This window comes from Alkalispirillum mobile (genome assembly GCF_003664325.1).
GTDB classification, from domain to species: domain Bacteria; phylum Pseudomonadota; class Gammaproteobacteria; order Nitrococcales; family Halorhodospiraceae; genus Alkalilimnicola; species Alkalilimnicola mobilis.
The window spans coordinates 381,282-403,964 of record NZ_RCDA01000001.1 but is presented as its reverse complement, the minus strand read 5'-3'; the positions used below and the strand labels follow the sequence as shown (position 1 = coordinate 403,964).

At 66.7% G+C, this 22,683-nt stretch carries 20 protein-coding genes and 1 tRNA gene; 9 read left to right on the top strand and 12 right to left on the bottom strand.

What is annotated here, in order from left to right; genetic code table 11:
• Nucleotides 1–9 precede the first annotated feature (9 nt).
• From DFR31_RS01985 to DFR31_RS01945, 9 genes are all read right to left on the bottom strand, one after another.
• Nucleotides 10–825, bottom strand: a complete 816-nt coding sequence (locus DFR31_RS01985; protein ID WP_121440985.1) for an XdhC family protein — start codon at nt 823–825, stop codon at nt 10–12.
• Nucleotides 822–1,412, bottom strand: a complete 591-nt coding sequence (locus tag DFR31_RS01980; protein WP_170153568.1) for a nucleotidyltransferase family protein — start codon at nt 1,410–1,412, stop codon at nt 822–824. Before DFR31_RS01980 ends, DFR31_RS01985 begins: the two co-directional genes overlap by 4 nt.
• 8 nt (nt 1,413–1,420) lie before the next feature.
• Nucleotides 1,421–2,299: an XdhC family protein gene (locus DFR31_RS01975; RefSeq protein ID WP_121440983.1), complete on the bottom strand. Its 879-nt coding sequence runs from the start codon at nt 2,297–2,299 to the stop codon at nt 1,421–1,423.
• A 19-nt stretch (nt 2,300–2,318) separates the two neighbouring features.
• A complete protein-coding gene (locus tag DFR31_RS01970) occupies nt 2,319–3,452 on the bottom strand; it encodes a vWA domain-containing protein (RefSeq protein ID WP_121440982.1) in 1,134 nt (377 codons plus the stop codon).
• Nucleotides 3,449–4,330: an AAA family ATPase gene (locus DFR31_RS01965; protein ID WP_121440981.1), complete on the bottom strand. Its 882-nt coding sequence runs from the start codon at nt 4,328–4,330 to the stop codon at nt 3,449–3,451. The genes DFR31_RS01970 and DFR31_RS01965 overlap by 4 nt, the downstream gene beginning before the upstream one ends.
• A 2-nt stretch (nt 4,331–4,332) precedes the next feature.
• Nucleotides 4,333–7,419, bottom strand: coding sequence for an aerobic carbon-monoxide dehydrogenase large subunit (locus DFR31_RS01960; RefSeq protein ID WP_121440980.1), 3,087 nt, complete (start codon nt 7,417–7,419; stop codon nt 4,333–4,335).
• Nucleotides 7,420–7,480: 61 nt separating this feature from the next.
• Nucleotides 7,481–7,978, bottom strand: a complete 498-nt coding sequence (locus DFR31_RS01955; RefSeq protein ID WP_121440979.1) for a (2Fe-2S)-binding protein — start codon at nt 7,976–7,978, stop codon at nt 7,481–7,483.
• Nucleotides 7,979–7,992: 14 nt separating this feature from the next.
• On the bottom strand, nt 7,993–8,859 hold the full coding sequence (locus tag DFR31_RS01950) for an FAD binding domain-containing protein (RefSeq protein WP_121440978.1): 867 nt from the start codon (nt 8,857–8,859) through the stop codon (nt 7,993–7,995).
• A 209-nt stretch (nt 8,860–9,068) separates the two neighbouring features.
• Complete coding sequence (locus DFR31_RS01945; RefSeq protein WP_121442129.1) at nt 9,069–9,803, bottom strand: LytTR family DNA-binding domain-containing protein; 735 nt, start codon at nt 9,801–9,803, stop codon at nt 9,069–9,071.
• Nucleotides 9,804–10,077: 274 nt separating this feature from the next.
• On the opposite strand from DFR31_RS01945, the gene DFR31_RS01940 reads away from it, so the two are divergent.
• The 4 genes from DFR31_RS01940 (at nt 10,078) to apbC (ending at nt 15,164) form a co-directional block, all read left to right on the top strand.
• Nucleotides 10,078–12,657 carry a bifunctional diguanylate cyclase/phosphodiesterase gene (locus DFR31_RS01940; RefSeq protein WP_245971116.1) on the top strand — a complete coding sequence of 860 codons (2,580 nt, stop codon included), beginning with the start codon at nt 10,078–10,080 and terminating at the stop codon, nt 12,655–12,657.
• 80 nt (nt 12,658–12,737) lie between these two features.
• On the top strand, nt 12,738–13,163 hold the full coding sequence (locus DFR31_RS01935) for a molybdenum cofactor biosynthesis protein MoaE (protein ID WP_121440976.1): 426 nt from the start codon (nt 12,738–12,740) through the stop codon (nt 13,161–13,163).
• A gap of 105 nt (nt 13,164–13,268) precedes the next feature.
• On the top strand, nt 13,269–13,997 hold the full coding sequence (locus DFR31_RS01930; protein WP_121440975.1) for a twin-arginine translocation signal domain-containing protein: 729 nt from the start codon (nt 13,269–13,271) through the stop codon (nt 13,995–13,997).
• Between the two features lie 78 nt (nt 13,998–14,075).
• Entirely contained in the window at nt 14,076–15,164 is a 1,089-nt protein-coding gene (apbC, locus tag DFR31_RS01925) for an iron-sulfur cluster carrier protein ApbC (RefSeq protein ID WP_121440974.1), read from the top strand.
• Nucleotides 15,165–15,300: 136 nt separating this feature from the next.
• Here apbC and DFR31_RS01920 read toward each other — a convergent pair whose 3' ends face one another.
• Together DFR31_RS01920 and DFR31_RS01915 are read right to left on the bottom strand one after the other, a co-directional pair.
• Entirely contained in the window at nt 15,301–15,816 is a 516-nt protein-coding gene (locus DFR31_RS01920) for a hypothetical protein (RefSeq protein ID WP_121440973.1), read from the bottom strand.
• A gap of 350 nt (nt 15,817–16,166) precedes the next feature.
• Nucleotides 16,167–16,358, bottom strand: coding sequence for a hypothetical protein (locus DFR31_RS01915; protein ID WP_121440972.1), 192 nt, complete (start codon nt 16,356–16,358; stop codon nt 16,167–16,169).
• Nucleotides 16,359–16,613: 255 nt separating this feature from the next.
• Here DFR31_RS01915 and DFR31_RS01910 point away from each other — a divergent pair, with 255 nt between their 5' ends.
• The 5 genes from DFR31_RS01910 (at nt 16,614) to DFR31_RS01890 (ending at nt 21,364) form a co-directional block, all read left to right on the top strand.
• Nucleotides 16,614–17,231, top strand: a complete 618-nt coding sequence (locus DFR31_RS01910; protein ID WP_121440971.1) for a hypothetical protein — start codon at nt 16,614–16,616, stop codon at nt 17,229–17,231.
• A gap of 94 nt (nt 17,232–17,325) precedes the next feature.
• Entirely contained in the window at nt 17,326–18,840 is a 1,515-nt protein-coding gene (locus tag DFR31_RS13835) for a methyl-accepting chemotaxis protein (protein ID WP_121440970.1), read from the top strand.
• A gap of 126 nt (nt 18,841–18,966) precedes the next feature.
• A complete protein-coding gene (gene ilvD / locus DFR31_RS01900) occupies nt 18,967–20,661 on the top strand; it encodes a dihydroxy-acid dehydratase (RefSeq protein ID WP_121442128.1) in 1,695 nt (564 codons plus the stop codon).
• Nucleotides 20,658–21,257 carry a SprT family zinc-dependent metalloprotease gene (locus tag DFR31_RS01895; RefSeq protein WP_170153565.1) on the top strand — a complete coding sequence of 200 codons (600 nt, stop codon included), beginning with the start codon at nt 20,658–20,660 and terminating at the stop codon, nt 21,255–21,257. Before ilvD ends, DFR31_RS01895 begins: the two co-directional genes overlap by 4 nt.
• 32 nt (nt 21,258–21,289) lie before the next feature.
• A tRNA-Val gene (locus DFR31_RS01890) sits at nt 21,290–21,364 on the top strand.
• A gap of 481 nt (nt 21,365–21,845) precedes the next feature.
• Here DFR31_RS01890 and DFR31_RS01885 read toward each other — a convergent pair.
• Nucleotides 21,846–22,313 carry a universal stress protein gene (locus tag DFR31_RS01885; RefSeq protein WP_121440968.1) on the bottom strand — a complete coding sequence of 156 codons (468 nt, stop codon included), beginning with the start codon at nt 22,311–22,313 and terminating at the stop codon, nt 21,846–21,848.
• Between the last annotated feature and the right edge of the window lie 370 nt (nt 22,314–22,683).

Sequence of the window (22,683 nt, the reverse complement as noted above, 5' to 3'; positions counted from 1 at the left end):
ACCCTCTTTTCAGTTCCGGGCGCCGGGCGTCGGCAAGGGCTTGACGTCGCGCAGCCGGCGTCCGCTGCCGCCGCGGCGCAAGGTGACGATCTCCGCCAGGATGGCCAGGGCGATCTCCTCCGGCTCACGTCCACCCAGGTCCAGGCCGGCCGGCGCCACCACGGCCGCCAGCCGTGCCTCGTCGTGGCCGTCCTCACGCAGGCCCTCCAGCACCAGCGCGGCGCGCTTGCGGCTCGCCACCAAGGCGATGTACTCCGCACCGCCGGCCAGGGCGCTGGCAATCGCGTGGTGATCGCCCTTGTGCTGGGTGGCTACCACGACGAAGTCGCCCGGGCGCAGGCGCAGGCCCCGGTAGTCCATGTCATCGGTCTGGATGGTGCGCGCGTCCGGGAAGCGTTCCCGGGTGGCCCGCGGGTCATTGACCACCACCTGGAAGCCGGTGGCCGTGGCAATTCGGCACAGGGTCTCGCTGAGCCGCCCGGCACCCAGCAGCCAGAGGGTCGGTCGGGGCAGGGCCGGCTCCACCCAGAGGCGCATCCGGCCGCCGCAGGGCACCCCGGTGCCCAGGATCTCATCGTCCATGTCAACGAGGATGACCTGCCCCTCGCCGGTCTCCAGACTCTGGCGGGCGGCCTGGGCGGTGGTGGCATCGGCGCAGCCGCCGCCGACCCAGCCGGCCAGCAGCCGCCCCTCGCCGTCGAACACCGCCTTTGAGCCAGTCTGCGCCGATACCGAGCCCTCGACCTCGATCACGGTGGCCAGGGCGTGGGGTGCGCCCCGATCCCGCAATTCCACCAGGACGTCGAGTACATCCCGTTCGCTCATGAGGCGGCCTCCAGCAGCAGCGCCCGGTCTTCCGGAGTGTCCATATCGATCACGAAGTTGGGGCTGGCCATCTCCACCGCCTTCACCCGCTCCGGATTGCGCTGGATCAGCCGTCGGCAGCCGATGTTGCTGCCACTGCCGAGGATCTCGTCCCGCTGCAGCGGATCGAGGGCGATGGGGTTGCCCCGTTGCCCCTGGTGGGTGGGTACGACGATGCCGTAGTGGCCTCGCTCCCGGTAGCAGCGGATCAGGCGTGCCACGTCGTGGGGCTGCAGCGTGGGCTGGTCGGCCAGGGCGATAAGGATGCCCTCGGGGTGGCCCCCCAGCGCCTGCAGCCCACAGTGCACCGAACTCATCTGGCCCTCGGTGTAGCGCAGGTTGATGGTGGTGCGTACCGGGAGGTGGTGCAGCAAGGGCAGGATGACCTGGGCCTCGTGCCCGAGCACCACCAGCAGGTCGTCCACGCCGCCCTCGAGCAACACCCGGGCGGTCCGGCAGACCAGGGGCTCGCCTGCCACCTCAAGGGCCAGTTTATTGGTGGCGCCCATGCGTCGGGACTCCCCGGCCGCCAGCAAAACCGCTGCCATGCCTCCGCTCATGCGTTACCTCCGCAGCAACTGTGGGTTTCAGGTTCTTTCGGCCGCTCCGCGTTATCCAGCGCCGGCGTGGCCGGGGCAAGTGCCGATGACCCGTCGGCGCTGCGCCGCCACTGCACCAGCTGCGCGGTGACCGAGAGGGCGATCTCTGCCGGGGTTCGGGCGCTGATCTCGATACCGGCCGGCGCGCGGATCCGCGACAGGTGGCCGTCACACAGGCCACGACCGCGTAATTCGTCGGCGAGCTTCCCGCACTTGCGCTCGCTGGCCACGAAGGCCACGGGATTGGCTTGGGTGGCCAGGGCCGCCTCCAGTGCGGGGCGGTCACCGCGCCCCTGGGTGGCCACCACGGCCCACCGCGGGGCCGGCCAGTCCTCCGGGGTGCTGAAGGCGTCGTGGTGGCGCGCGGCCTCGGGGAAGTCACCGGCCTCGGTGTCCGGTGCCAGCACCTGCACGCGGAAGTCCATCCGGGCGGCCAGGGCCACCAGGTGGCGGGCAACCGGCGATGCCCCGTAAACATTCACCACCGGGCTGGGCAGCATGGGATCGACGAAGATATCGAGCGTGCCGCCGCTGTGGCAGGCCATGTTGAAGTCAGTGATGCCCTCGACTTCGGGCTCGGCGTTCTTGCGCGGCGTGACCCGGATCAGTCGCGAGACGCCGTCCTCCACCGCTTCCCGCACCGTGCGCAGCACCGCGGGCTGGGCGCAGCCGCCGCCGATCCAGCCGTGTATCCGGCCATCAGCGGTCACCACTGCCTTCTCGCCGGGCTTGGCGGAGGTGGGGGAGACAGCGCGGACCACGGTGACCAGCGCGCAGGGGGTGCCGGTGCCGGTTAACTGCATCAGCTTTTCCAGTACGGCATTGTCATGTTCCATGGGGAGATGCTCCGACGCCTTAGAGGCGAATCAATTCGTGTTCCAGGGCCAGCAGGCTGTCCAGCGTGTGGGCCGGTGCCAGCCGGTCCAGATAGGGCAGGGCGCTGCGCATGCCCCGCGCATCGGGGGCGTAGCCGCTACGCCCCATCAGGGGGTTCAGCCAGACCAGACGCCCGGCCCGGGCCCGCAGCTCGCCCAGTGCGTCCGTGAGTGCCTCCGGGTCACCGGTATCCAGGCCGTCGCTGAACAGCAGCACGACACTGCGGCGCCGCACCGCCTCGCCATACTGGCGGTTGAAGTCGGTCAGGCAGGCGCCGATGCGGGTCCCGCCGGACCAACCGGTAGAGAGCAGGGCCAGTTTCTCGCGCAGACGCTCCGGGCTCTCGGCGGTCAGCGCATCGGTAATGCGGACCAACTGGGTGTGAAAAATGAAGGCCTCGCTGCGGGGGAAGACCGACAGGGCGCTACCCGCAAAGCGCAGGAAGCGGTAGCTGTAGAGCTCCATGGAGCGGCTGGCATCCACCAGCAGGATCAGCCGGGGCGGCACCCGTCTCGGCTGGAGCCACACCGGGTCCATCGGGATGCCGCCGCGGCTGAGGCTGCGGCGAAGTGTGGCCCGCGGGGCGAGCCGTCGGCCCTTGCTCATGGCGCGCCAGCGGCGGCGGAAGCGGCGTTGCCAGCGACGGGCCATCCGGTCCATCAGGGCATCCAGCGCGCGGGACTCCTCCGGATGCTGCAGGTGGCGGAAGTCCGTCCGTGCCAGGCTTTCCCGGGCACTGGCACCGGCGCGGGCGCCAAAGGGGTCGGCATCCGCCGCGCTGCCCTCCCCGGCGCGGTCGGGTTGCTGGGGCTCACCCTCATCGCCGGCCTGTCCGGGGGTGGGGTGCAGGCCACCGCCCGGCCCGGTGGCGCGACTGCGGACGCCGCGCCGCGGTCGCCACCAGCGCTCGAAGAGGTCGTCGAAGTGCTCCCACTGGGTCCGGGTGCCGCAGCAGATCGGACGCAGGGCAGCCGCCAATCGACGGGGGTCCTCCAGCCCGGCCTCTTCGGCAACCTGGAGGATGTCCTGTTGCTCGCGCAGGCCGACGGGCCACCCGCGAGCGCGGAGGCCGCGGGTGAAGGCCAGCAGCTGTTCCGCCGCGGGCAGGCTCATCCCGCACCTCCGGCGGCCAGTGCCTCCAGCCGTTCCCGGGTGAGGCTGTCCCGGTCCTGGCGGGTCTTGATCAGGCAGGCCAGTGTCTCCAGGAGCACCTCGGGGTCTTGGTCCAGCCGCTCCACGCCGAGGCCTGCGAGGGCCGCCGCCCAGTCCAGCGTTTCTGCCACCCCGGGCACCTTGCGCAACCCCTCGCGCCGCAACCGATGGACGAAGTCCACCGCCTGGCGGGCCAGGGCCTCAGGCAGGTCGGGCAGCCGGGCCCGGATGATCGCGATCTCCCGCGCCGGGCCGGGGAAATCCAGGTAGTGGTAGAGGCAGCGCCGGCGGAGGGCGTCCGACAATTCCCGTGTCGCGTTGGAGGTCAGGATGACCCGTGGCCGGCTGCTGGCCTGCAGGGTGCCCAGTTCCGGGACGGTCACCTGGAACTCGGCCAGAACCTCCAGCAGGTAGGCCTCGAACTCCTCGTCGGCCCGGTCGATCTCGTCCACCAGCAGTACCGGGGGTTCCGGTTGGCTGATGGCCTCCAGCAGAGGGCGACGGAGCAGGTAGCGTTCGGAGAAGATGGCCTGCTCGGCGTCCTCGCCGGCGCGGCCCTCCGCCTCCAGCAACCGGATGGCCAGCAGCTGGCGCTGATAGTCCCACTCGTAGACGGCGGATTGGGCATCGAGCCCCTCGTAGCACTGCAGCCGGATCAGGCGGCAGCAGTGGACCAGGGAAAGGGCCTTGGCGACTTCCGTCTTACCGACCCCGGCCTCCCCCTCGAGGAGCAGGGGGCGGCCCAGTCGATCGGCCAGGCTGAGCGTGGCCGCGAGGCCGGGGTCGGCGACGTAGCCCACCCCGGCCAGGGCCTCGCGGTAGGCCTCCGCACTCATCATGATCAGCGCCGGCCCCCGAACCAGCTCTTGATCATCTGCCAGAGTAGAGCCAGGCCATTCAGCTCCTTCGGCCCTTCCTCCAGCTTGCGGCGTGCGGCCTCCGCCTGGGCCCCCTCACCCTGGGCCGCCACCCGGTTCTCGAAGTTGGCGACGAACTGGGAGAGCAGGCGATCGGAGATGTTCTCCAGCATCCGGCCGCCAAAGCTGGCCATCTTGCCCTTGAGCTCGATGGTGCAGACCCCCTCCAGGCGGCAGCGCTCGGCGCCCTCGTCGACGATGCGGGCCTGCAGGGTCATGCTGGCGCTGGAGCTGCCCTTGGTGTCCCCCCCCTCGCCGCGCATGCGCAACTCCTGGCGTTCGGCATCCAACCCGAGCACTTCGATGTCGCCCTTGAAGGCGGAGCTGACCGGGCCCACCTTGAGGCGCATCTCGCCGACGTAGGTGGTCTCGCCGGTCTGTTCCACGATCGAGGCCCCCGGCATGCAGGCCGCTACCTCGCGGATATCCTGCATGAGCGTCCAGGCGGCATCGGCGGGCACGTCCAGACCGTAATCCCGTTCCAGCCGGACCTCCATGCCCTTGGCGGCCGCCTTCTTCTCGCCCGCGGCCGGCGCCGGTCGCTCCGCGGCGGGCTTGGGCTTCTCTTTGCGGGGCCGGGGCTTGAAGGGCGTCACCTTGTCCGCCTCGGGGTGGCGGTCGAGCTTCAGTTCGTGCAGGGTCTGCCAGACGCGGTAGGCGTTGTGCGGCATGTCCACGTGGGTGGTGCCAAACTGCGCCAGGGCGTCGTTGATGGCGTTGGAGAAGCAGGGGATGCCGCCCACGTGGGAGGACTCGCCGACCCCTTTGGCCCCGATGGGGTGGTGGGGCGAGGGCGTGACCGTGTGGTCCGTCTCCCAGTGCGGGCTCTCCACCATGGTGGGCAGGAAGTAGTCCATCAGCGAGGCGCCCTGGATGTTGCCGGCACCGTCGTAGGGCAGCTCCTGGCCCATGGCCACTGCAAAGGCCTCGGTGAGCCCGCCGTGGACCTGCCCCTCGATGACCATGGGGTTGATGCGGGTGCCGCAGTCGTCCAGCGCGTAAAAGCGGCGCACGCGGGTCTCGCCGGTGTAGCGGTCGATGTCCACCACGCACAGGTAGGCGCCGAAGGGGTAGGTCATGTTCGGCGGGTCGTAGTACTCCACCGCCTCCAGGCCCGGCTCCATGCCCTCCGGAGTGTTGTTGTAGGCCGCCCAGGCGATCTGCTGCATGCTGGTGCTCTGATCGGGCACGCCCTTGACCTGGAAGCCCTCGCCGGTCCAGTCCAGGTCCTCCTCGCTCACCTCCATCAGGTGGGCGGCGATCTTGCGCGCCTTGTCCCGGATCTTGCGGGCGGCGCGGGCAGTGGCGGCACCGCCCACCGGCGTGCTGCGGGAGCCGTAGGTGCCGAGCCCGTAGGGCGCGGTGTCGGTGTTGCCCTCTTCGATCTGGATGTCGTCGGAGTTCAGGCCGAGCTCGGTGGCGATGATCTGGGCGTAGGTGGTCTCGTGGGCCTGGCCCTGGGTCTTGGTGCCCATGCGGGCGATGACACTGCCCGTGGGGTGGACCCGGATCTCGGCGCTGTCGAACATGCCGACGCCGAGAATGTCGCACTTGCGACTGGGCCCGGCGCCAACGATTTCGGTGAAGGTGCACAGGCCGATGCCCATGATCTCCCCGCGTTCCCGTTTTTCCTTCTGCTCGCGCCGCAGGCCCTCGTAATCGCAGGCGTCCAGCACCTTCTGGAGGGCGCGGGCGTACTCGCCGCTGTCATACTCCCAGCCCAGGGCGGAGTGGTAGGGGAACTGTTCGGGGCGGATGAAGTTCTTGAAGCGGATCTCCGCCTTGTCCATGCCCAGCTTCTGGGCCAGCACGTCGATCATCCGCTCGATCAGGTAGCACGCCTCGGTGACCCGGAACGAGCAACGGTAGGCGACGCCACCAGGGCACTTGTTGGTGTAGACACCGTCCACCCGCGCGTAGGCGGTCTTGATGTCGTAGCTGCCGGTGCAGATGTTGAAGAAGCCGGCGGGCCATTTCGCCGGGTCGGCACAGGCGTCGAAGGCGCCGTGATCCGCCAGCACGTGGGTGCGCAGGCCGAGGATCTTGCCATCGCTGGTGGCGGCCAGCTCGCCGGTCATGTGGTAGTCGCGGGCAAAGGCGGTGGTGGAGAGGTTCTCGATCCGGTCCTCCACCCACTTGACCGGGCGGCCGAGCACGATGGAGGCCACCGTGGCCACCACGTAGCCCGGGTAGATTCCCACCTTGTTGCCGAAACCGCCGCCGATGTCCGGGGCGTTGATATGCACCTTGCTCTCGGCGATACCGGAGAGCTGGGAGAAGACCGTCCGCACCACGTGGGGGGCCTGGGAGGTGATGTGGACGGTGAGCTCGCCCTTCACCTTGTCAAAGTCGGCGACACAGCCGCAGGTCTCCAGCGGGCAAGGGTGGACCCGCTGGTAGAGCATCTTCTCGGTGACAGTGACCTCGGCCTCATCAAAGACCTTGTCGGTGGCGTCCTTGTCGCCCACATCCCAGGTAAAGATGTGGTTATGGTGTACGCGCTTGCTGTGGAAGCCCTCGGTCTGGCCCTCCAGGTCGTCACGGATAACAGGGGCGTCGTCGTCCATCGCCTGGTGGGGGTCGACCAGCACCTCCAGGGGTTCGTATTCCACCTCCACCAGTTCAGTGGCGTCGGCGGCGATGTAGCGGTCATCGGCGATGACCATGGCCACTTCCTGGTTCTGGAAGCAGACCTTGCCGTCGGCCAGCACCATCTGCTTGTCACCGGCCAGGGTGGGCATCCAGTGCAGGTTCAGCGGCGCCAGGTCCTCGGCGGTGAGCACGGCGTGCACGCCGGGGTGGGCCAGCGCCTTATCCTTGTGGATCGCCTTGATGCGGGCGTGGGCATGGGGGCTGCGGACGAAGTCGCCGACCAGCATGCCGGGCAGCTGGATGTCGTCCACGTAGTGGCCCTTGCCCTGGATGAAGCGCGGGTCCTCCTTGCGTTTCCGGGAGCAGCCGATGCCGCCCAGCTTTTCACTGCGTTCCAGCTCTTCTGCGGGGGTTGCCATGTCTCAGCTCCTGATCCTCGGTGCGGCGTTGCCGCTCTGTTTTGGTTATGCGCCGCCGATCTCAGGCCGGCTGGCCGCCCTTGGCCTGATCCTGCAGCTTGCGCGCTGCGTACTGAACGGCCTTGACGATGTTGTTGTAGCCGGTGCATCGGCAGAGATTGCCCGCCATGCCGTAGCGGATCTCCTCCTCCGTCGGGTTCGGGTTCTCCTGCAAAAAGCGGTAGGCGCGCATCAGCATCCCGGGGGTGCAGAACCCGCACTGCAGACCGTGCTCCTGCATGAATCCCTCCTGCACCGCGTGCAGGCCCTCGGGGGTGGCCAGGCCCTCCACCGTCTGAACCTCGGCGCCATCGCATTGCACGGCGAGGATGGTGCAGGACTTCACAGAGACGCCGTCGATGTCGACCGTGCAGGCACCGCAGTGGGAGGTCTCGCAGCCAATATGGGCCCCCGTGAGGCGCAGCTTTTCCCGCAGGGTGTGGATCAGCAACTCACGGGAATCAACAGCCACGTCGTGGGCCTGCCCGTTGATGTGCAGGGTGATCGCATGTTTTGCCATGGTGGAGACTCCCTTTAGCCGCGGGCGCGCTGCAACGCGAGGCGGATGGCCCGGCGGGTCATCTCGCCGGCGATATGGGTCTTGTAATCAGGGCTGCCGCGCAAGTCCTCGGCAGGCTCGCAAACGCTCATGGCCGCCTGGGCCGCCTGCTCGATCAGGCCGTCGTCCAGCGCCTGGCCGACGAGCAGCTCCTCCGCGTCCTCGGCGCGCAGTGCCGTGGGGCCAACGTTGGTGAGCGTGATGCGCGCGGACTGCACTTTGCCGTCCGCCAGGGTCAGCAGGACGCAGGCGGCCGCGGTAGCGTAGTCACCGGTCTTGCGCTTCATCTTGCAGTAGGCGTAGCCCTGGCCGGGCGGGCACTTGGGAATGCGGATGGCCGTGGCCAGCTCGTTGTCACCAAGTTGGGTCAGGTAGGGGCCGAGGTAGAAGCCGTTGGCCGGGGACTCGCGCTCGCCGTTGGGCCCACGGATCACGAAACGCGCGTCCAGGGCCATCAGTACCGCCGGGTGATCATTGCCGGGGTCCCCGTGCAGGGCGTCCCCGCCGATGGTCCCGCGGTTGCGGACCTGGGGGTCGGCGATAAGCGCCACCACCTCCTGCAGCACGGGACAGTGCCGTTGGACCAGGTCCGATTGCTGCAGCGCGGTCTCGGTGGTCATCGTGCCGATGAGCAGATCGTTGCCGTCTTCGCGTACGCCGCGCAGCTCTTCTATCGGGTTGAGGTCGATCAGGTGGGCCGGTTCGGCAAAGCGCAGTTTCATCATGGGCAGCAGGCTGTGACCGCCGGCCAGCAGCTTGCCCTCGTCACCGAACCGGGCGAGTAATTGCAAGGCCTCATCCACGCCGCGGGCGGCGTGATATTCGAAGTTACCCGGAATCATTTGTGGCACCTCTGCAGGTGTTGTTTTGTGCAGCCTGGAAACCAGAGCTGCTCTCCTCCTGGCTGGTGAGGTCAGGCCGACGGTGCGGCAAACCGCCTCACTTGCGATTCAGTAGAGGGCAGGGCGGCGGGGAGGGCAAGTGCCACTTCATCACTGGCGGGATGGGCGCCTGAACGGCGGATATGCTGCGGGAATGACGCCGGGGGGATTCAGCCCAGCCCGAAAAGGGCGCGGACCCGGGGGGCATTGCCGCGGCTGACCGGTACCCGGGTCTCGTGGTCGTCCTGCAGCACCAACTGGTATTGATCGCCGTCCCGTTCCAGCGCAGCGGCGAAGTCGAGATTGACCATGTGGGAGCGGTGGACCCGCATGAAGCGCTCCGGGTCCAGTCGGCCTTCAAGGTCCGCCAGTGACAGGTTGCAGAGGTAGGGGGCGCCGTTTTTGTAGACCTCGGTGTAATGGCCTTCGGCGCGCAGCCGGACGACCTCTTTCAGGTTGAGCAGCATGACGCGCTGATTCTTGTATACGGGCAGTTTCAGCAGCTGCCTGGGGCGGGCCGGGGCGGTCTCCTCGACGACCTCGGTCGAGGTCACCTCGGTGAGGTCGTAGAAGACCAGGCAGGCACCCGTGGGGCCGCCGTCCTGCCCATACATGCGGGAGAGTTTAATCAGCAGCACCCGGTCGGGGATGTTGATCATCATCGTCATGGGGGGCGGCGATTTCACCGGGCAGCCGTCCGCCTCATGGGTGGACTCCAGCAGCCAGGCGATTTTGCCCCGGCTCTTCTCTGGATGGAGTTGCAGGACTTCCTGTCCGAGCACGTCACCGGGCCTTACGCCCAGAATGCGGATGGCCACCGCGTTCATCGCCGTGACCTGGTTGGTGGTGTCCAGCCAGATGATGCCCGGGTCAAACTGCTGAAGTTTGTGTTCAAAGCTTTGCATCGATGAGCGAAATGCCTGCCGGGAAACCGGGTGATGCTGAATCATAGTCAAATCCTGGGGAAATTGCCTAGACTCAGGACGACCGGTGAATGATTACGGTAGACTCCCGGCCGAAAACTAGAAAACATCAAGGGGGCACCCGGGGGAGGACATGCCCAATTCCTCAGGACCAGGCATTACTCATAAAGAAAGGGACCCGTCGGTCACCGGTGCGAACCCGTCGGCCTCTGCAGCGCGGGCGTCCGCCTTGTTCCGGGAGAACACCTTGCTGCGGGTGCTGGCCAGGAGTAACCAGGCCGTCATCCGGGCTCGCGCCGAGCATGAACTGCTGGGCGAGGCCACCCGCCTGCTGGCGGAAGATGCCGGCTACGACCTGGTCTGCGTGCTTGGCCCGTTGCATTGGGGCGGACCGTTGGAATGCCTCGCCAGCTCGGGACACGACGAGGGCTACCTTGAGCAGCTCATGCGGGGTGGGGGCGTCAGTGTCCGTAGCCACGGGCCTGCCGGCGCCACGCTGCGCAGCGGCCAGCCGACGGTGTTGCACAACCTGGCCGCCCGGCAGTCGCCCCGACCGTGGCGGGTGGAGGCCGTCCGTCGGGGGTTCCAGTCAATTCTGGCCTTGCCGCTGCGCGAAGGACGGGGTCGGGACGGGGCCGTATTCGGCACGTTGGTCCTGCACGCCCGGGACGCCGGCTTACTCTGCCAGGATTCGGTCCGGCTGCTCGAGGACCTGGCCGCGAACCTTTCCCACGGTGTCTGGGCCCTGCGCATGCGCGAGCGTCAGCGGCGGATGAAGGCGGAACTGCGCAAGCATGCGCAGGCCACGGAGAACAGTCCGGTCTCAATCCTGATCACCGACTCGGACGCCCGCATCGAGTACGTCAATCCGTCCTTTACGCGGTTGACCGGCTACGCGCCCGAAGAGGTGGTCGGGCAAAACCCCCGGGTTCTGAGCTCTGGCCACACCCCACAGGAGGTCTTCCGGGAGCTGTGGACGACCCTGCGGGCCGGCCGGACGTGGCAGGGTACGGTGCAGAATCGGCGGAAAGACGGGCAGTTGATCTGGGAACGCCAGATCATCTCCCCGTTGAAGGGCAATGACGGCCGCATTAGCCATTTTGTCGCCGTGCGTGAGGACATTACCGAGAGCAAGCGTGCCGAATCCGCCATCCGGCTGCGGGAGCGGGCGCTGGAGTCCACTGCCAACGGCATTCTCATCTCGGACCTGCGGTTGCGGGATAACCCGATCATTTACGTCAATCCCGCATTCGAACGGATTACGGGCTACAGCAGGGACGAGGTGGTCGGGCGGAACGGGCGCTTCCTGGTCCGGGATGACAAGGACCAGCCCGGGCTGGAGGAGATCCGCAAGGCGCTCCGCGCCCGGCGGGAAGCACACGCGGTTATCCGCAATTACCGCAAGGATGGCACGCTGTTCTGGAACGAACTGTTCGTTGCGCCCGTGCTGGAGGACGACGGCTCGGTTCACTACATGGTCAGTGTCATCAATGACGTGACGGAACGGAAGCGGTACCAGGCCGAGCTGGAGCAACGGACGCACTACGATGCCCTGACCGGGCTGCCCAACCGCAACCTGCTGGCGGACCGCCTGCGCCAGGCGCTGCTCTATGCCCGCCGGTCGGGGCGCTTCGTGGCGCTGCTGAACGTGGACGTGGATCGCTTCCAGATTATCAACGAAAGCCTGGGCCACGCGGCCGGTGACCAGTTGCTGCGCTCTGTGGCGGACCGGCTCACCAGCGCCCTTCGCGGGTTCGATACCGTGGCCCGGATGAGCGGTGATGAATTCAACGTAGTGCTCACCGAGCTTCGAAACACGCGGGATGCGGAACTTCTGACCGCGGAGCTTCAGGACGCGCTGACGCCCTCCTTCTCCGTGACCGGCCAGGATGTCTTTCTCTCCGTGTCCATCGGGTACTCGGTGTTTCCCGACGACGGTGATGTGTCGGAGGACCTGGTCCGCCGTGCCGGTCTGGCCATGCACGAGGCCAAGCGCGCCGGCGGCGGCATGATCAAGCGTTACTCGGAGCGCTCCGAACCCCGGCACCTGGACCGGCTGACGCTGGAGTCCGACCTGCAGCATGCGCTTGAGCGGGAGGAACTGCGTCTGTTCCTGCAGCCCCAGGTGGACGTGGATACCGGTCGCCTGACCGGTGCCGAGGCCCTGCTGCGCTGGGAGCACCCCACCCGGGGGCTGGTCTCGCCCATGCACTTCATCCCCCTGGCCGAGGAAGTGGGCCTGATCATTCCGATGGGGCGGTGGGTGCTTCAGACCGTCGCCAGGCAGTTGGCGCACTGGCAGCAGCAGGGGCTACCCGTGGTGCCGGTCGCGGTGAACATCTCCGCACGCCAGTTTCTGCACCAGGAACTGGTGGAGGACGTGCGCAGCATGCTGGAGGAGCACGGGATCCTGCCCGGCTTGCTGGAGCTGGAACTCACCGAGAGTCTCATGGCGCACAACCCGGAGGTGGCCGTGCAGATACTGCGGGAGCTGAAGGCCATGGGCGTGCGCCTGGCGCTGGATGACTTTGGTACCGGGTACTCGAGCCTCGCCCACCTGAAGCGTTTCCCCATCGATACCCTGAAGGTGGATCAGTCCTTCATGCGCCAGGTGACGCGCGATGAAGATGATGCCGCGATTGTCACGGCGACTATCCGCATGGCGCACTCGTTGGGGCTGAACGTGGTGGCGGAAGGGGTGGAGCAGGAGAGTCAGCGGCAGTACCTTGCGCAGCAGCAGTGTGATTACGCCCAAGGCTATTATTTCGGCAAGCCGATGCCACTGGAGGCGTTCAGCGCACTGCTGGCCGGGCAGGGTGACGGGCCCAACCCGTGACCGGAGCGACCGGCCCGGGCGCCAGCCTCGGTAGGGCTATGCCATAATGACAGGTCAGACCTTTTTTCAACGAGGCCGGCATGGAAAGAATAAGCGATAAACCCCTGGCGCTGGATGCCCTGTTGGAGGAGACCGCGAACCCGGAGAGCGGCGCATTGGTGGTCTTTTCGGGGACCGTGCGCAATCACCACGAAGGGCGCGACGTCAAAGCGATCAGCTACACCGTCTACAAGCCGTTGGCCGAGCGGGTGCTGGCGGAGATAGAGCGGGAGGCGCTCTCCCGTTTTCCGATCCAGTCCTGCCGGATTATTCACCGCATCGGCGAGCTGGAGGTGGGTGAGGACAGCGTGCTGGTGGTGGTGCGCTCGGCCCATCGGGGCGACGCCTTTGATGCGGCGCGGTTTGCCATCGACACCCTGAAGCAACGGGCGCCGGTCTGGAAGAATGAGGTGTATCAGGACGGTAGTTCCCGGTACCAGGACGGGGTGCCGCTGGAAGGGCGGTAAGCGCGGGCGGGCCGGCCTCCAGAAAGGGGGCCGACCGGTCCAGCGGCCGCGTCTGCGCTGCCTATACTGTCACGGTCGCCACTGTTTGGACCGGGAGGGTATACGATGCGCAGACGAACCTTCATGCAGGCTTGTGCCCTCGGTGCCGGCTGTATGGCTGCGGGCGGTGTCGCCGGTGTCAGCGGACCGGTCACCCTGAGGCACTACGACCGCGCCCGTCTTCTGGACGAGGAAGGTTTTCCACTCCACGCCGCGGACCTGGCGTCCAAGGCCAACTACGTCTTCCATTACCCCTATATTGCGACGCCCTGTTTCCTGCTTCGGCTGGATCGGCCGATGCAACCGCAACAACTCCTGGATAAGGACGGTCGGCCGTACCTCTGGCAGGGCGGTGTCGGGCCGGACCGCACGCTAGTGGCCTATTCGGCAATTTGCGCGCACCGCATGGCCCACCCCACCCCAAGCGTGAGTTATATCAGTTACCGACCCGAGGTCACCGACATGGGCACGGGGGCCGGGGTAATTGCCTGTTGCGCTGAGCACAGCGTCTACGACCCCTGCGCCGGTGCCAATGTGCTGTCCGGACCGGCGGACCAGCCCCTGGCCGCGGTGCTGTTGGAGCATGACGAGTCGGAAGACGCCCTTTATGCCGTGGGCACACTCGGGGGTGAGATGTTCAACCGCTACTTCGATGAGTACTGGGAGCGGTTGAGGCTGGAGAACCGGGGTCGCGACCCGAATATCCGCGTCACCGACGACTGCCGGGTCCGTCGGCTCGAGGATTACTCCCGCAACATCATACGTTGCGCTGCAGCACAGCCCGATCCCTCCTGAGTGTATGGCTGCGTTATCATGGTCAGGCTGAAGCTGGCCAGAGGGCCGGCACCCTGGACAACGCCTGGAGGTTGAGTGATGAGTGATCTGCGTGCGCAGGTGGAAGCGGCGCTGCAGGAGGTGGTCGCCCCGGATCTGGAAATGGATCTGGTTGCCGCTGAATGCGTCAAGGAGATCGCCGTGGAGGGTGATCGGGTGCGGATTGACGTCCAGCTGGGCTACCCGGCGGACTCGGTGCGCCAGGCGCTGGCGGGGCAACTCAAGCAGGCCGCGGAGGCCGTGCCAGGCATCGGTACAGCGGACGTCACGGTCACCAGCAAAGTCGAGCCGCATACGGTGCAGCCCGGGATGAAGCTGCTGGACGAGGTCAAGAACATCATTGCCGTGGCCTCCGGCAAGGGCGGTGTCGGCAAATCCACCACGGCGGTCAACCTGGCGCTGGCCCTCTCCGCCGAGGGTGCCAAGGTGGGTATGCTGGATGCGGACATCTACGGCCCCAGCCAGCCACGCATGCTGGGGGTCTCGGCCCGGCCCGAATCCCGCGACGGCAAGAAGCTGGAGCCGGTGGTCAACTACGGCATCCAGGCCATGTCCTCCGGCTTCCTGATCGATGAGGAGACTCCCATGGTCTGGCGTGGCCCGATGGTTACCCAGGCGCTGGACCAACTCATCCGCGACACCCACTGGCAGGGACTCGATTACCTGATCGTGGATATGCCCCCGGGGACGGGGGATGTGCAGTTGACGCTGGCGCAGCGGGTGCCCGTAAGCGGTGCGGTGATCATCACCACACCGCAGGACATCGCCCTGCTGGACGCCCGCAAGGGCCTGAAGATGTTCGAGAAGGTCAATGTGCCGGTGCTTGGGGTGGTGGAGAACATGTCCATCCACATCTGCAGCGAATGCGGTCACGCGGAGCATATCTTCGGGGAAGGCGGTGGTCAGAGTATGGCGGAGCAGTACGGCGTGGATCTGCTCGGCTCGCTGCCGCTGGACATCAGCATTCGGGAAAACGCAGACTCAGGGCGCCCCTCCGTGGTGTCTGACCCGGACGGGAAGGTGGCGGAAAGCTACCGGCAGATCGCGCGCCGGGTGGCCGGCAAGCTCTCGCTGCAGCAGAAGCACTCCGGTAGCGCCTTCCCCAATATCAGCGTGTCCGAAACCTGAGCGCGTCAGAAACCTGGCAGGGATCCTAACAATTTCAGGGTCCTGACCATCAAAAAAGCCGGCGGGGTGCGCGATCTGAATGGCGCACCCCGCCGGCCTTTTTGTGCTTTGGGGAGGTGACCGCGGTGTGTAAGGGTCAGGCGACCTTGCGGCCGTGCACCGCTGGCTGGTCCGCGCTGTCACCACCACGCAACTGCTGCAGCACCGTCTCGGCGCGCGCGTGTGCGGTCTCTCGGGCCGTGCGAAACGCGTCGTTGTTCTCCAGGCCGCGCAACCTGACGCCCCCTGCCTTGATCGTCCAGCCGCCCCGACGGTCCTGGCACCAGGTGATGCCGCGGCAGTCGTCCTCGGACAGGGTGATCCGTCCCTCGCTCGGCGGCAGTCGCAACACCGCCATGGCGAACATCCACAGGGAGAGGGCGAGCCCGATAACGGCGGCCAGGCCCAGGGTGCTGGCCGTGGTTTCGCTGTTCAGTTCCAGCCGGGCGGCCCAGATCAGGGCGGCGAGACTGCCGAGCAGAGCCGTTAGCCAGAACGTGCGCTGAACCATTCCCCAAAAACGGGCCCGGGCGTGCAGGCGATAGGGGATGGTTACGCGACCGCTCCGGGTGTCGCGCATGGGCCCCATGGTGTCCATGTTGTGGTCCTTCATGTCCGCACCCCGCAAAACGTCTTAATACCTGTCCGCCGAGAGATGTTGCAGCGCAACAAGTCCAGAGTATAGCAAAAGGTCCCGGAAGCCCGGGTGGGTGCCCGGACCGTCCGGTCCAATAGAAAAAGGCGGTTACCGGGAGGGGGTAGCCGGGTCGGGCCGAGCCCTGTTTGGCGCCTCCGCTGAACTGCGAAGCGCATTCTAAGGCAATGGGATGGCAGACGGGTAGGGGGCGGAGCAGAGTGTTTTCTGATGGGGTAAAAGCGGGGGATAAGGGGGGCTTATCATTGGCGAACCGCTCGTGGCGGGCGGGCGCACCGGTTGAGGACCGAGTGCGCCCGAGAGCGGGTTCAGCCCTTCTTCTCGAGCAACTCGCGCACGTGGACCCCGAGCATCAGCGGCCAGATCACGAAGGCGAACAGCGACATGAAGAAACGCTCACCGCCGAAGAGCTTCATCTTGGGGTTATCGCCCCCTTCCCCCATGATCGCGAAGCCGATCGTGAAAAAGATGCCCGCCAGCCAGAAAACTAATACACCCATCGGGTCTCCTCCTGCTTTCAACTTCAGAATCAAATGTGTCAAATTCCTGAGCGCCGCTGCCCGGCGCTACGGTCTGGATGCAGCATAACCTGTCCGGCGACGCCGGCAAAGCGCTGGGCTGTTGTCGATCTCAAACTTGAAGTCCGGCCGGGGTGGTCGGGCACGAAGACGGGGGTATCGCGGGTTGCTGCGCAACGGCTCTGCGTCTCGGATAGACTGGACATAACCAACACCATCGGGTTTCAGGAGTATTTCATGGAAGCGCAGAACAATGATCTCACCCTCGACAAGGACACGGGGCGGGTGCTGGCCAGCGGCTTGGCCCCCATGTTGCTCTGTCTGCTGGGGTATTCCGCTGTCGTGGGCTTGATTATCGGGGTGCTGGCGTTGGGTAATCTGACCGCGGCGGGGGTCGTGCTTGCGGTCTCGGCGGTGGCGATCGCGGTATTGCTCCGTGACTGGTTGATGCCGCTGTTCTCCATACTGTCCCAGGCGGCGTTTGCCTGGTCGGTCTACATGGCGATCCGGCACGGGGAACTGGTGTTCTCCGGTCTTCGCATGACCGACAGCCTGACCCTGGTGGGTGCGGGGCTGCTCTTCTCCGGCTTTCTGATTGCATTGATGCTCCTGCTCAGTCGCGGGGGGAGTCGCAAGCTGTTGTTTTACTGGTCTCTGATGATCCCCCCGCTTCTGCTGTTCTCACCCCTTAGCGTGGCCTTGGTCGCACTGGCGGGGCTGCTGATCATGGCGGGCCGCCTGGGCGGTGACCTCCGCCCCGTGGTGCAATGTGCCGCGGTCATCCACCGCGTCAAGCGCACCGATTGGAGCCGCAAGACGCTGTTGGCCGCCGGACGGACACCGCGCGGGGAGTGACCTGGCGGCGTGATGGCGAGGCGCTGGTGCTCAAGGCTTTGCGGCCTCTGCCGATAGCTGCAAAGAGGTGTCGTCAACGCCGTCGGAGGCCCGGATGGACGCATTGAAACACGATGAGAATGGCCTGATCGCGCATTACCAGCACGCCGATCGACTCATGGCGGGCGTGCTGGGGGTTCACCTGGTTTACTGTTTGGGCATTGCGGTGGTGTTGGGGACGTCGGTGGGCCAGGCCCTAGGCTACGGGCTTGCCATTCTGCTGCTGTCCGGTGGCTTGATCCTCGCCCTGCCGGGCAGGCGGGTAACCCGCGTGATGGTGGCCGTTGCGTTCATGGCCTACTCGGCACTCGCCATCCACCTGGCTTACGGCATGATCGAGATGCACTTCGGCATCTTCGCGCTGCTGGCCCTGCTGCTTTATTACCGGGACTGGCTGGTCATCCTGGCCGGGGCCGTGGCGACGGCTTTGCACCATGTGGTCGGCCATGTCCTGCAGCACGGCGGCTTCCCGATCTATGTCTTCTCGCACGCCGACCACGGGTGGGGGGTGGTGTTCCTCCATGCCGGTTATGTCGTCTTTCAGGCCTCGCTGCTTATTTACATGGCCATCATCCTGCACCGGGATGCCGAGCAGGCCGCAGAGCTTGGGGAAGTGGGCGAGCGCCTTGCCGTGGAGGGCGAGCAGGTGGACCTCACCTGGCGCCACCCGGTGGCCCACGGCCGGGTCACCCAGGGTGTGAACACCTTCCTGGACAAGGTGCACGGCGGGGTGAGGAGCGCCCGCACCGCCGCAGAATCGGTTATGGCCACGGTAGAGCAGCTCCGTACGGATGCGCAGGGCACCGGGCAGCGGGTGCGGCAGCAACAGGAGGACACGGACGAGATCGCCGGTGCCATGAATCAGATGGCGGCCACGACCCAGGAGGTCGCCCGGAATGCCGCCGCGGCGGCGGAATCCGCCAGCGAGGCCCGCCAGGCCACGAAGGCGGGGCGCGGTGTGGTGAGCGACGCGCAGGACCGAATCACCACGCTTGCGCAAGCCGTGGAGCAGGCAGCGGGCGTAGTGGAGCGTCTGAACCAGGAGAGCGATCGGATCGGCACCGTGGTGGACGTGATCCGCGATGTCTCGGAGCAGACCAACCTTCTGGCGCTCAACGCGGCTATCGAGTCCGCCCGCGCCGGTGAACATGGACGCGGCTTCTCCGTGGTGGCTGACGAAGTCCGGCTGCTGGCCCAGCGTACCCGCGAGTCCACCGAGGAGATCGCGGGCATGATCGGGCGGCTCCGGGAGGAGGCTGGCGGGGTCTACCAGGTGGTTACCGCCGGCAATGAATCATCAGCGCAGGCGGTCGAGGCGGCCCGCGCCGCCGGTCAGCGGCTCTCCGACATCGACGATGCGGTGCAACGCATCAACGATATGAATGACCAGATCGCGAGCGCCTCTGAGCAGCAGAGTGCGGCGGCCGAGGAGATCAACCGGCGCTTGGTCTCGGTGCGGGAGGCCTCTGCCGACGCCACTGACGGGGCCCAGGCCACCAGCCAGGCCTGCGAGGAGCTCGAGCGGCGGGCCCGCCACCTGGACCAGTCGGTCCGCGCCTTCCAGACCTGAGGCGTGCCGGTCGTGCCTGTCCGGGCGCCGGTTCCTCCTGCTAAGCTTTGAACCTCCGGCCGCCGAAGCGTGTGGTCGGGGGTCCGCCCTATCCCGATCCATAGGGTCTACTCGGCAGGAGTGCATCTGATGAGCGATAACCGTCGTAGTCGTGTTGTCACCGCGGGCCTGCGTCGCACCCCCAACCGGGCCATGCTCCGCGCTACCGGCTTCCGCGATGAGGACTTCGAAAAGCCCATCATCGGCGTCGCCAACGCCCACAGCACCATCACCCCCTGCAACATGCACATCGCGGCGTTGACGCGGCGGGCCGTGGAGGCGCTGCATGAGGCGGGGGCCATGGCGCCGGAGTTCGGCGTGCCTACGGTGTCCGACGGCATCGCCATGGGTACGCCGGGCATGCGCTATTCGCTGGTGTCACGGGAAGTGATCGCCGACGCCATCGAGACCGTCTGCCAGGGCCAGAGCCTGGATGGTGTGCTGGCCACCGGGGGCTGCGACAAGAACATGCCGGGCGCGATGATCGCCATCGCGCGTATGAACATCCCCGCATTGTTCGTCTACGGCGGGACCATTCGCCCCGGCTACTACAAGGGCGAGCGCCTGGATATCGTCTCGGCCTTTGAGGCGGTCGGGCAAGCCTCGGCCGGGCGTATGAGTGATGAGGATCTGCTGGGGGTGGAGCGCAACGCCTGTCCGGGGGCCGGCTCCTGTGGCGGCATGTACACCGCCAATACCATGTCCAGCGCTTTCGAGGCCATGGGGATGAGCCTGCCCGCCAGCTCCACGCTGGCCGCCGAGGCGGACGAAAAGGGCGATGACGTCGCGGCCGCTGCCCGCGTGTTGATGGAGGCGGTCCGGGCGGATCGCAAGCCCCGGGACATCCTCACCCGGGAGGCCTTCGAGAACGCCTTTGCCCTGGTGATGGCGGTGGGGGGCTCTACCAACGCCGTGCTGCACCTGCTGGCCATCGCCGATGCGGCGGATGTCCCCTTCGACCTGGACGACGTGGAACGCATCCGGCACAAGGTGCCGGTGCTCTGTGACCTGCGCCCTTCGGGGCAGTATGTGACCACCGAATTCCACGAGGTGGGCGGTACGCCCCAGGTGTTGCGACTGCTGCTGGATGGCGGCCTGCTGCACGGCGATTGCCTGACCATCACCGGCAGAACGATGGCTGAAACCCTGGCCGACGTGCCAGCGCGTCCGTCCGCCGATCAGTCCATCATCCACACGCTGGACGATCCGCTATATCCGGTGGGGCATCTTGCGATCCTCCGCGGAAACCTGGCGGAGGAGGGGGCGGTGGCCAAGGTCTCCGGTCTGAAGCAGCGGCGTATCGTCGGGCCGGCCCGGGTCTTCGAATCCGAGGAGGACTGCCTGGAGGCTATCCTGGCCGGGCACATCCAAGCCGGTGACGTGGTCGTCATCCGGAATGAAGGGCCCAAGGGTGGTCCCGGAATGCGGGAAATGCTCTCACCCACCGCAGCCCTGATGGGGGCCGGGCTGGGTGAGAGCGTGGGGTTGATCACGGACGGACGGTTTTCGGGCGGCACACGCGGGCTGGTGGTTGGCCATGTGGCCCCCGAAGCAGCGGCAGGCGGGACCATCGCGCTGGTGGAGGAGGGCGATACCATCACCATGGACGCGGACGCCAACCTGCTGCGGCTGGATGTGGATGAAACCGAGCTGGCCGACCGCCGGGCCAACTGGCAGCCACGCCAACCGCGGGAAACCCGCGGCGTCCTGGGCAAGTACGCCCGCGTGGTCGGGTCGGCGGCGCGCGGGGCCGTCACGGACCGTTGGAGCGAGGCGCCGTGAGCTGCTGCGGGCGGCACAGGGCGCCGAACGCGGGTGGCCAGCAACCCGGCCACGCGACCAATGGCTGTCCGCCAGCCAGTGATGCCGAGTGTCTTGAGCAGCTGCGTGTCTGGACGGCCGAGGACTGGCGTGTGCTGGGTAGCCGCTGGCCGGCATTGGAAGGCGATGCCGTTCCGGCGGTCCGGCTTTACCATCGCGGGAGTGCACTGGGCCGGGCCTGGCTTCGGGAACACCGGATTGGCCTGAACGCGCCCTTGCTGCGCCGGGCGGATGGCTGGCAGGCGGCCCGTGAGACGGTGGCGCATGAGGTGGCCCATTTGGCCGCCTGGGCCGTGTACCGCGATCGAGGGCATGGCGCCGGCTGGCGCCAGGTCATGGCCGCACTGGGCGTGCCCGCCACCCGGACGCATTCGCTGGATGTCAGCGGTATTCCCGGCACCCAGCGGCGCTGGCGCTACCGCTGCGCGTGCAGCACCCACCGTATCACCACTACCCGGCACAACCGGATCCGTCAGGGGCGCATGCGCTACCACTGCCGCCGCTGTGGCGAGGCCCTGGCGCGAGAACTGGAAGGCGGCCCAGGGGTTGACACCTGAAGGGCGCCTCCCTATCATTTGCGCACGCTTTCGGGCGGTTAGCTCAGCGGGAGAGCACTGCCTTCACACGGCAGGGGTCGCTGGTTCAATCCCAGCACCGCCCACCATAAAACCGAAAGAAAAACAGCCGCCTACGGGAAACCGGGGCGGCTTTTTTCTTGCAGCCTGCGCGCAGATCCACGGGGGACCCCGCGCGGAACCGCTGCCGGAATCGCAACTCTATAAGCCTATGGATATCCCTCTGATTGTTCTCGGGGCACTGCTGTTTGCAACGGTGAGCGCGTATTTCGCGGGCGTGCTCCCGTATCCAATTGGCTGGATCATCCTGCTCATAGCTTTTGCCGCGCGCGTGCTATACCTCAGGGGCCGCTGACCAATGCAGCCCGGACCGACCGGCTTGATCTCTCCCCCAGCCGCCATCTCCGGTCCGCCTTCGCCGGCACGCTAACCGCAATGGTGGGCCATGGCGGGCCTGATCACGAGCGACTGCGGGACGCTTCTGACCGTGGCCACCGCGCGCAGCCTGATGGACGGCGGGGGCTACGCGCAGGCCTATTGCCAGGCGTTTAATAAGCCGCGCAGGCCGGTTCAGCGCAGGATGGTTACCGGACAGGTGGCGAGGTGCAGGACCTTTTCACTGACACTGCCCATCAGCAACTCCCGGAAGTGGGAGAGCCCACGGCGCCCCATCACAATCACGGCATCGTCCTGGCTTTCCAGGTATTCGAGAATTGCGTGCGCCGGGTCGCCAGAGCGGATGGCCTCTACCGGTGCCATGTCAGCAGGCAGCCGCTCTCTTGCTGCTGCGAGCACTTGCTCGCCTGCCTCTTGACGTAATTCCACGAAGTCGCCCATCGACGCATCGGCCAGACGCCGGAGCCGCTGCGAATACCCCATGGCCTTCATCAGCTCTGTTGGGGTGGGTGGGCTTACGTGGAGCAGGTGGAGCGCCATACCGTTCGCTTTGGCCAGGGCCGCAGCGTAGTCCAGGGCCCGCAGGGCATTCTCTGACCCATCCAGGGGAACAATCACGCTCTTGAAATGCTGCAGTGTCATGGAAGACCTCCCGGCCACCGGTGCGCGTCAATCTGGATCAACCCTCATGCTTGTAACTATGGGAGGCCCCAACCGGTTCAGCAAGTGGTGCCAAATGGTGGTCCTCGATGCCATGGTGGCTGGCTATTGCGATCGGCAGTAAGAACAGCAAACGCCGATCAAGCACTCAGCGGTGTTCGGGGGGCGGTGCCTTCGGGCCTTCAAAATGTTCAAGAGGCGAGACGGGATATTCCCGAGGTGGTTCGGACGCAGGGTGGGGTTGCTCTGGCCCGGAGATCAAAGGGGGTGCCGGGCAACAGGTACCGGGGCAGGGGTCCGATTCTGTTCTAGACGCTCTTACTATGGCACGTTGTTCTACCTCTGGGAATCG

What these genes read in the sequence shown, in the direction of transcription:
- DFR31_RS01970 (WP_121440982.1), bottom strand. Translation starts at nt 3,452, where the DNA reads ATGAGCCTGCCCGCGGCGGAACAGCTGCTGGCCTTCACCCGCGGCCTC.
- DFR31_RS01975 (WP_121440983.1), bottom strand. Translation starts at nt 2,299, where the DNA reads ATGGAACATGACAATGCCGTACTGGAAAAGCTGATGCAGTTAACCGGC.
- DFR31_RS01930 (WP_121440975.1), top strand. Translation starts at nt 13,269, where the DNA reads ATGCGCAGACGAACCTTCATGCAGGCTTGTGCCCTCGGTGCCGGCTGT.
- DFR31_RS01985 (WP_121440985.1), bottom strand. Translation starts at nt 825, where the DNA reads ATGAGCGAACGGGATGTACTCGACGTCCTGGTGGAATTGCGGGATCGG.
- DFR31_RS01920 (WP_121440973.1), bottom strand. Translation starts at nt 15,816, where the DNA reads ATGAAGGACCACAACATGGACACCATGGGGCCCATGCGCGACACCCGG.
- DFR31_RS01885 (WP_121440968.1), bottom strand. Translation starts at nt 22,313, where the DNA reads ATGACACTGCAGCATTTCAAGAGCGTGATTGTTCCCCTGGATGGGTCA.
- DFR31_RS01960 (WP_121440980.1), bottom strand. Translation starts at nt 7,419, where the DNA reads ATGGCAACCCCCGCAGAAGAGCTGGAACGCAGTGAAAAGCTGGGCGGC.
- apbC (WP_121440974.1), top strand. Translation starts at nt 14,076, where the DNA reads ATGAGTGATCTGCGTGCGCAGGTGGAAGCGGCGCTGCAGGAGGTGGTC.
- DFR31_RS01915 (WP_121440972.1), bottom strand. Translation starts at nt 16,358, where the DNA reads ATGGGTGTATTAGTTTTCTGGCTGGCGGGCATCTTTTTCACGATCGGC.
- DFR31_RS01965 (WP_121440981.1), bottom strand. Translation starts at nt 4,330, where the DNA reads ATGATGAGTGCGGAGGCCTACCGCGAGGCCCTGGCCGGGGTGGGCTAC.
- DFR31_RS01910 (WP_121440971.1), top strand. Translation starts at nt 16,614, where the DNA reads ATGGAAGCGCAGAACAATGATCTCACCCTCGACAAGGACACGGGGCGG.
- DFR31_RS01980 (WP_170153568.1), bottom strand. Translation starts at nt 1,412, where the DNA reads ATGGCAGCGGTTTTGCTGGCGGCCGGGGAGTCCCGACGCATGGGCGCC.
- DFR31_RS01955 (WP_121440979.1), bottom strand. Translation starts at nt 7,978, where the DNA reads ATGGCAAAACATGCGATCACCCTGCACATCAACGGGCAGGCCCACGAC.
- DFR31_RS01935 (WP_121440976.1), top strand. Translation starts at nt 12,738, where the DNA reads ATGGAAAGAATAAGCGATAAACCCCTGGCGCTGGATGCCCTGTTGGAG.
- DFR31_RS01950 (WP_121440978.1), bottom strand. Translation starts at nt 8,859, where the DNA reads ATGATTCCGGGTAACTTCGAATATCACGCCGCCCGCGGCGTGGATGAG.
- DFR31_RS01945 (WP_121442129.1), bottom strand. Translation starts at nt 9,803, where the DNA reads ATGCAAAGCTTTGAACACAAACTTCAGCAGTTTGACCCGGGCATCATC.
- DFR31_RS13835 (WP_121440970.1), top strand. Translation starts at nt 17,326, where the DNA reads ATGGACGCATTGAAACACGATGAGAATGGCCTGATCGCGCATTACCAG.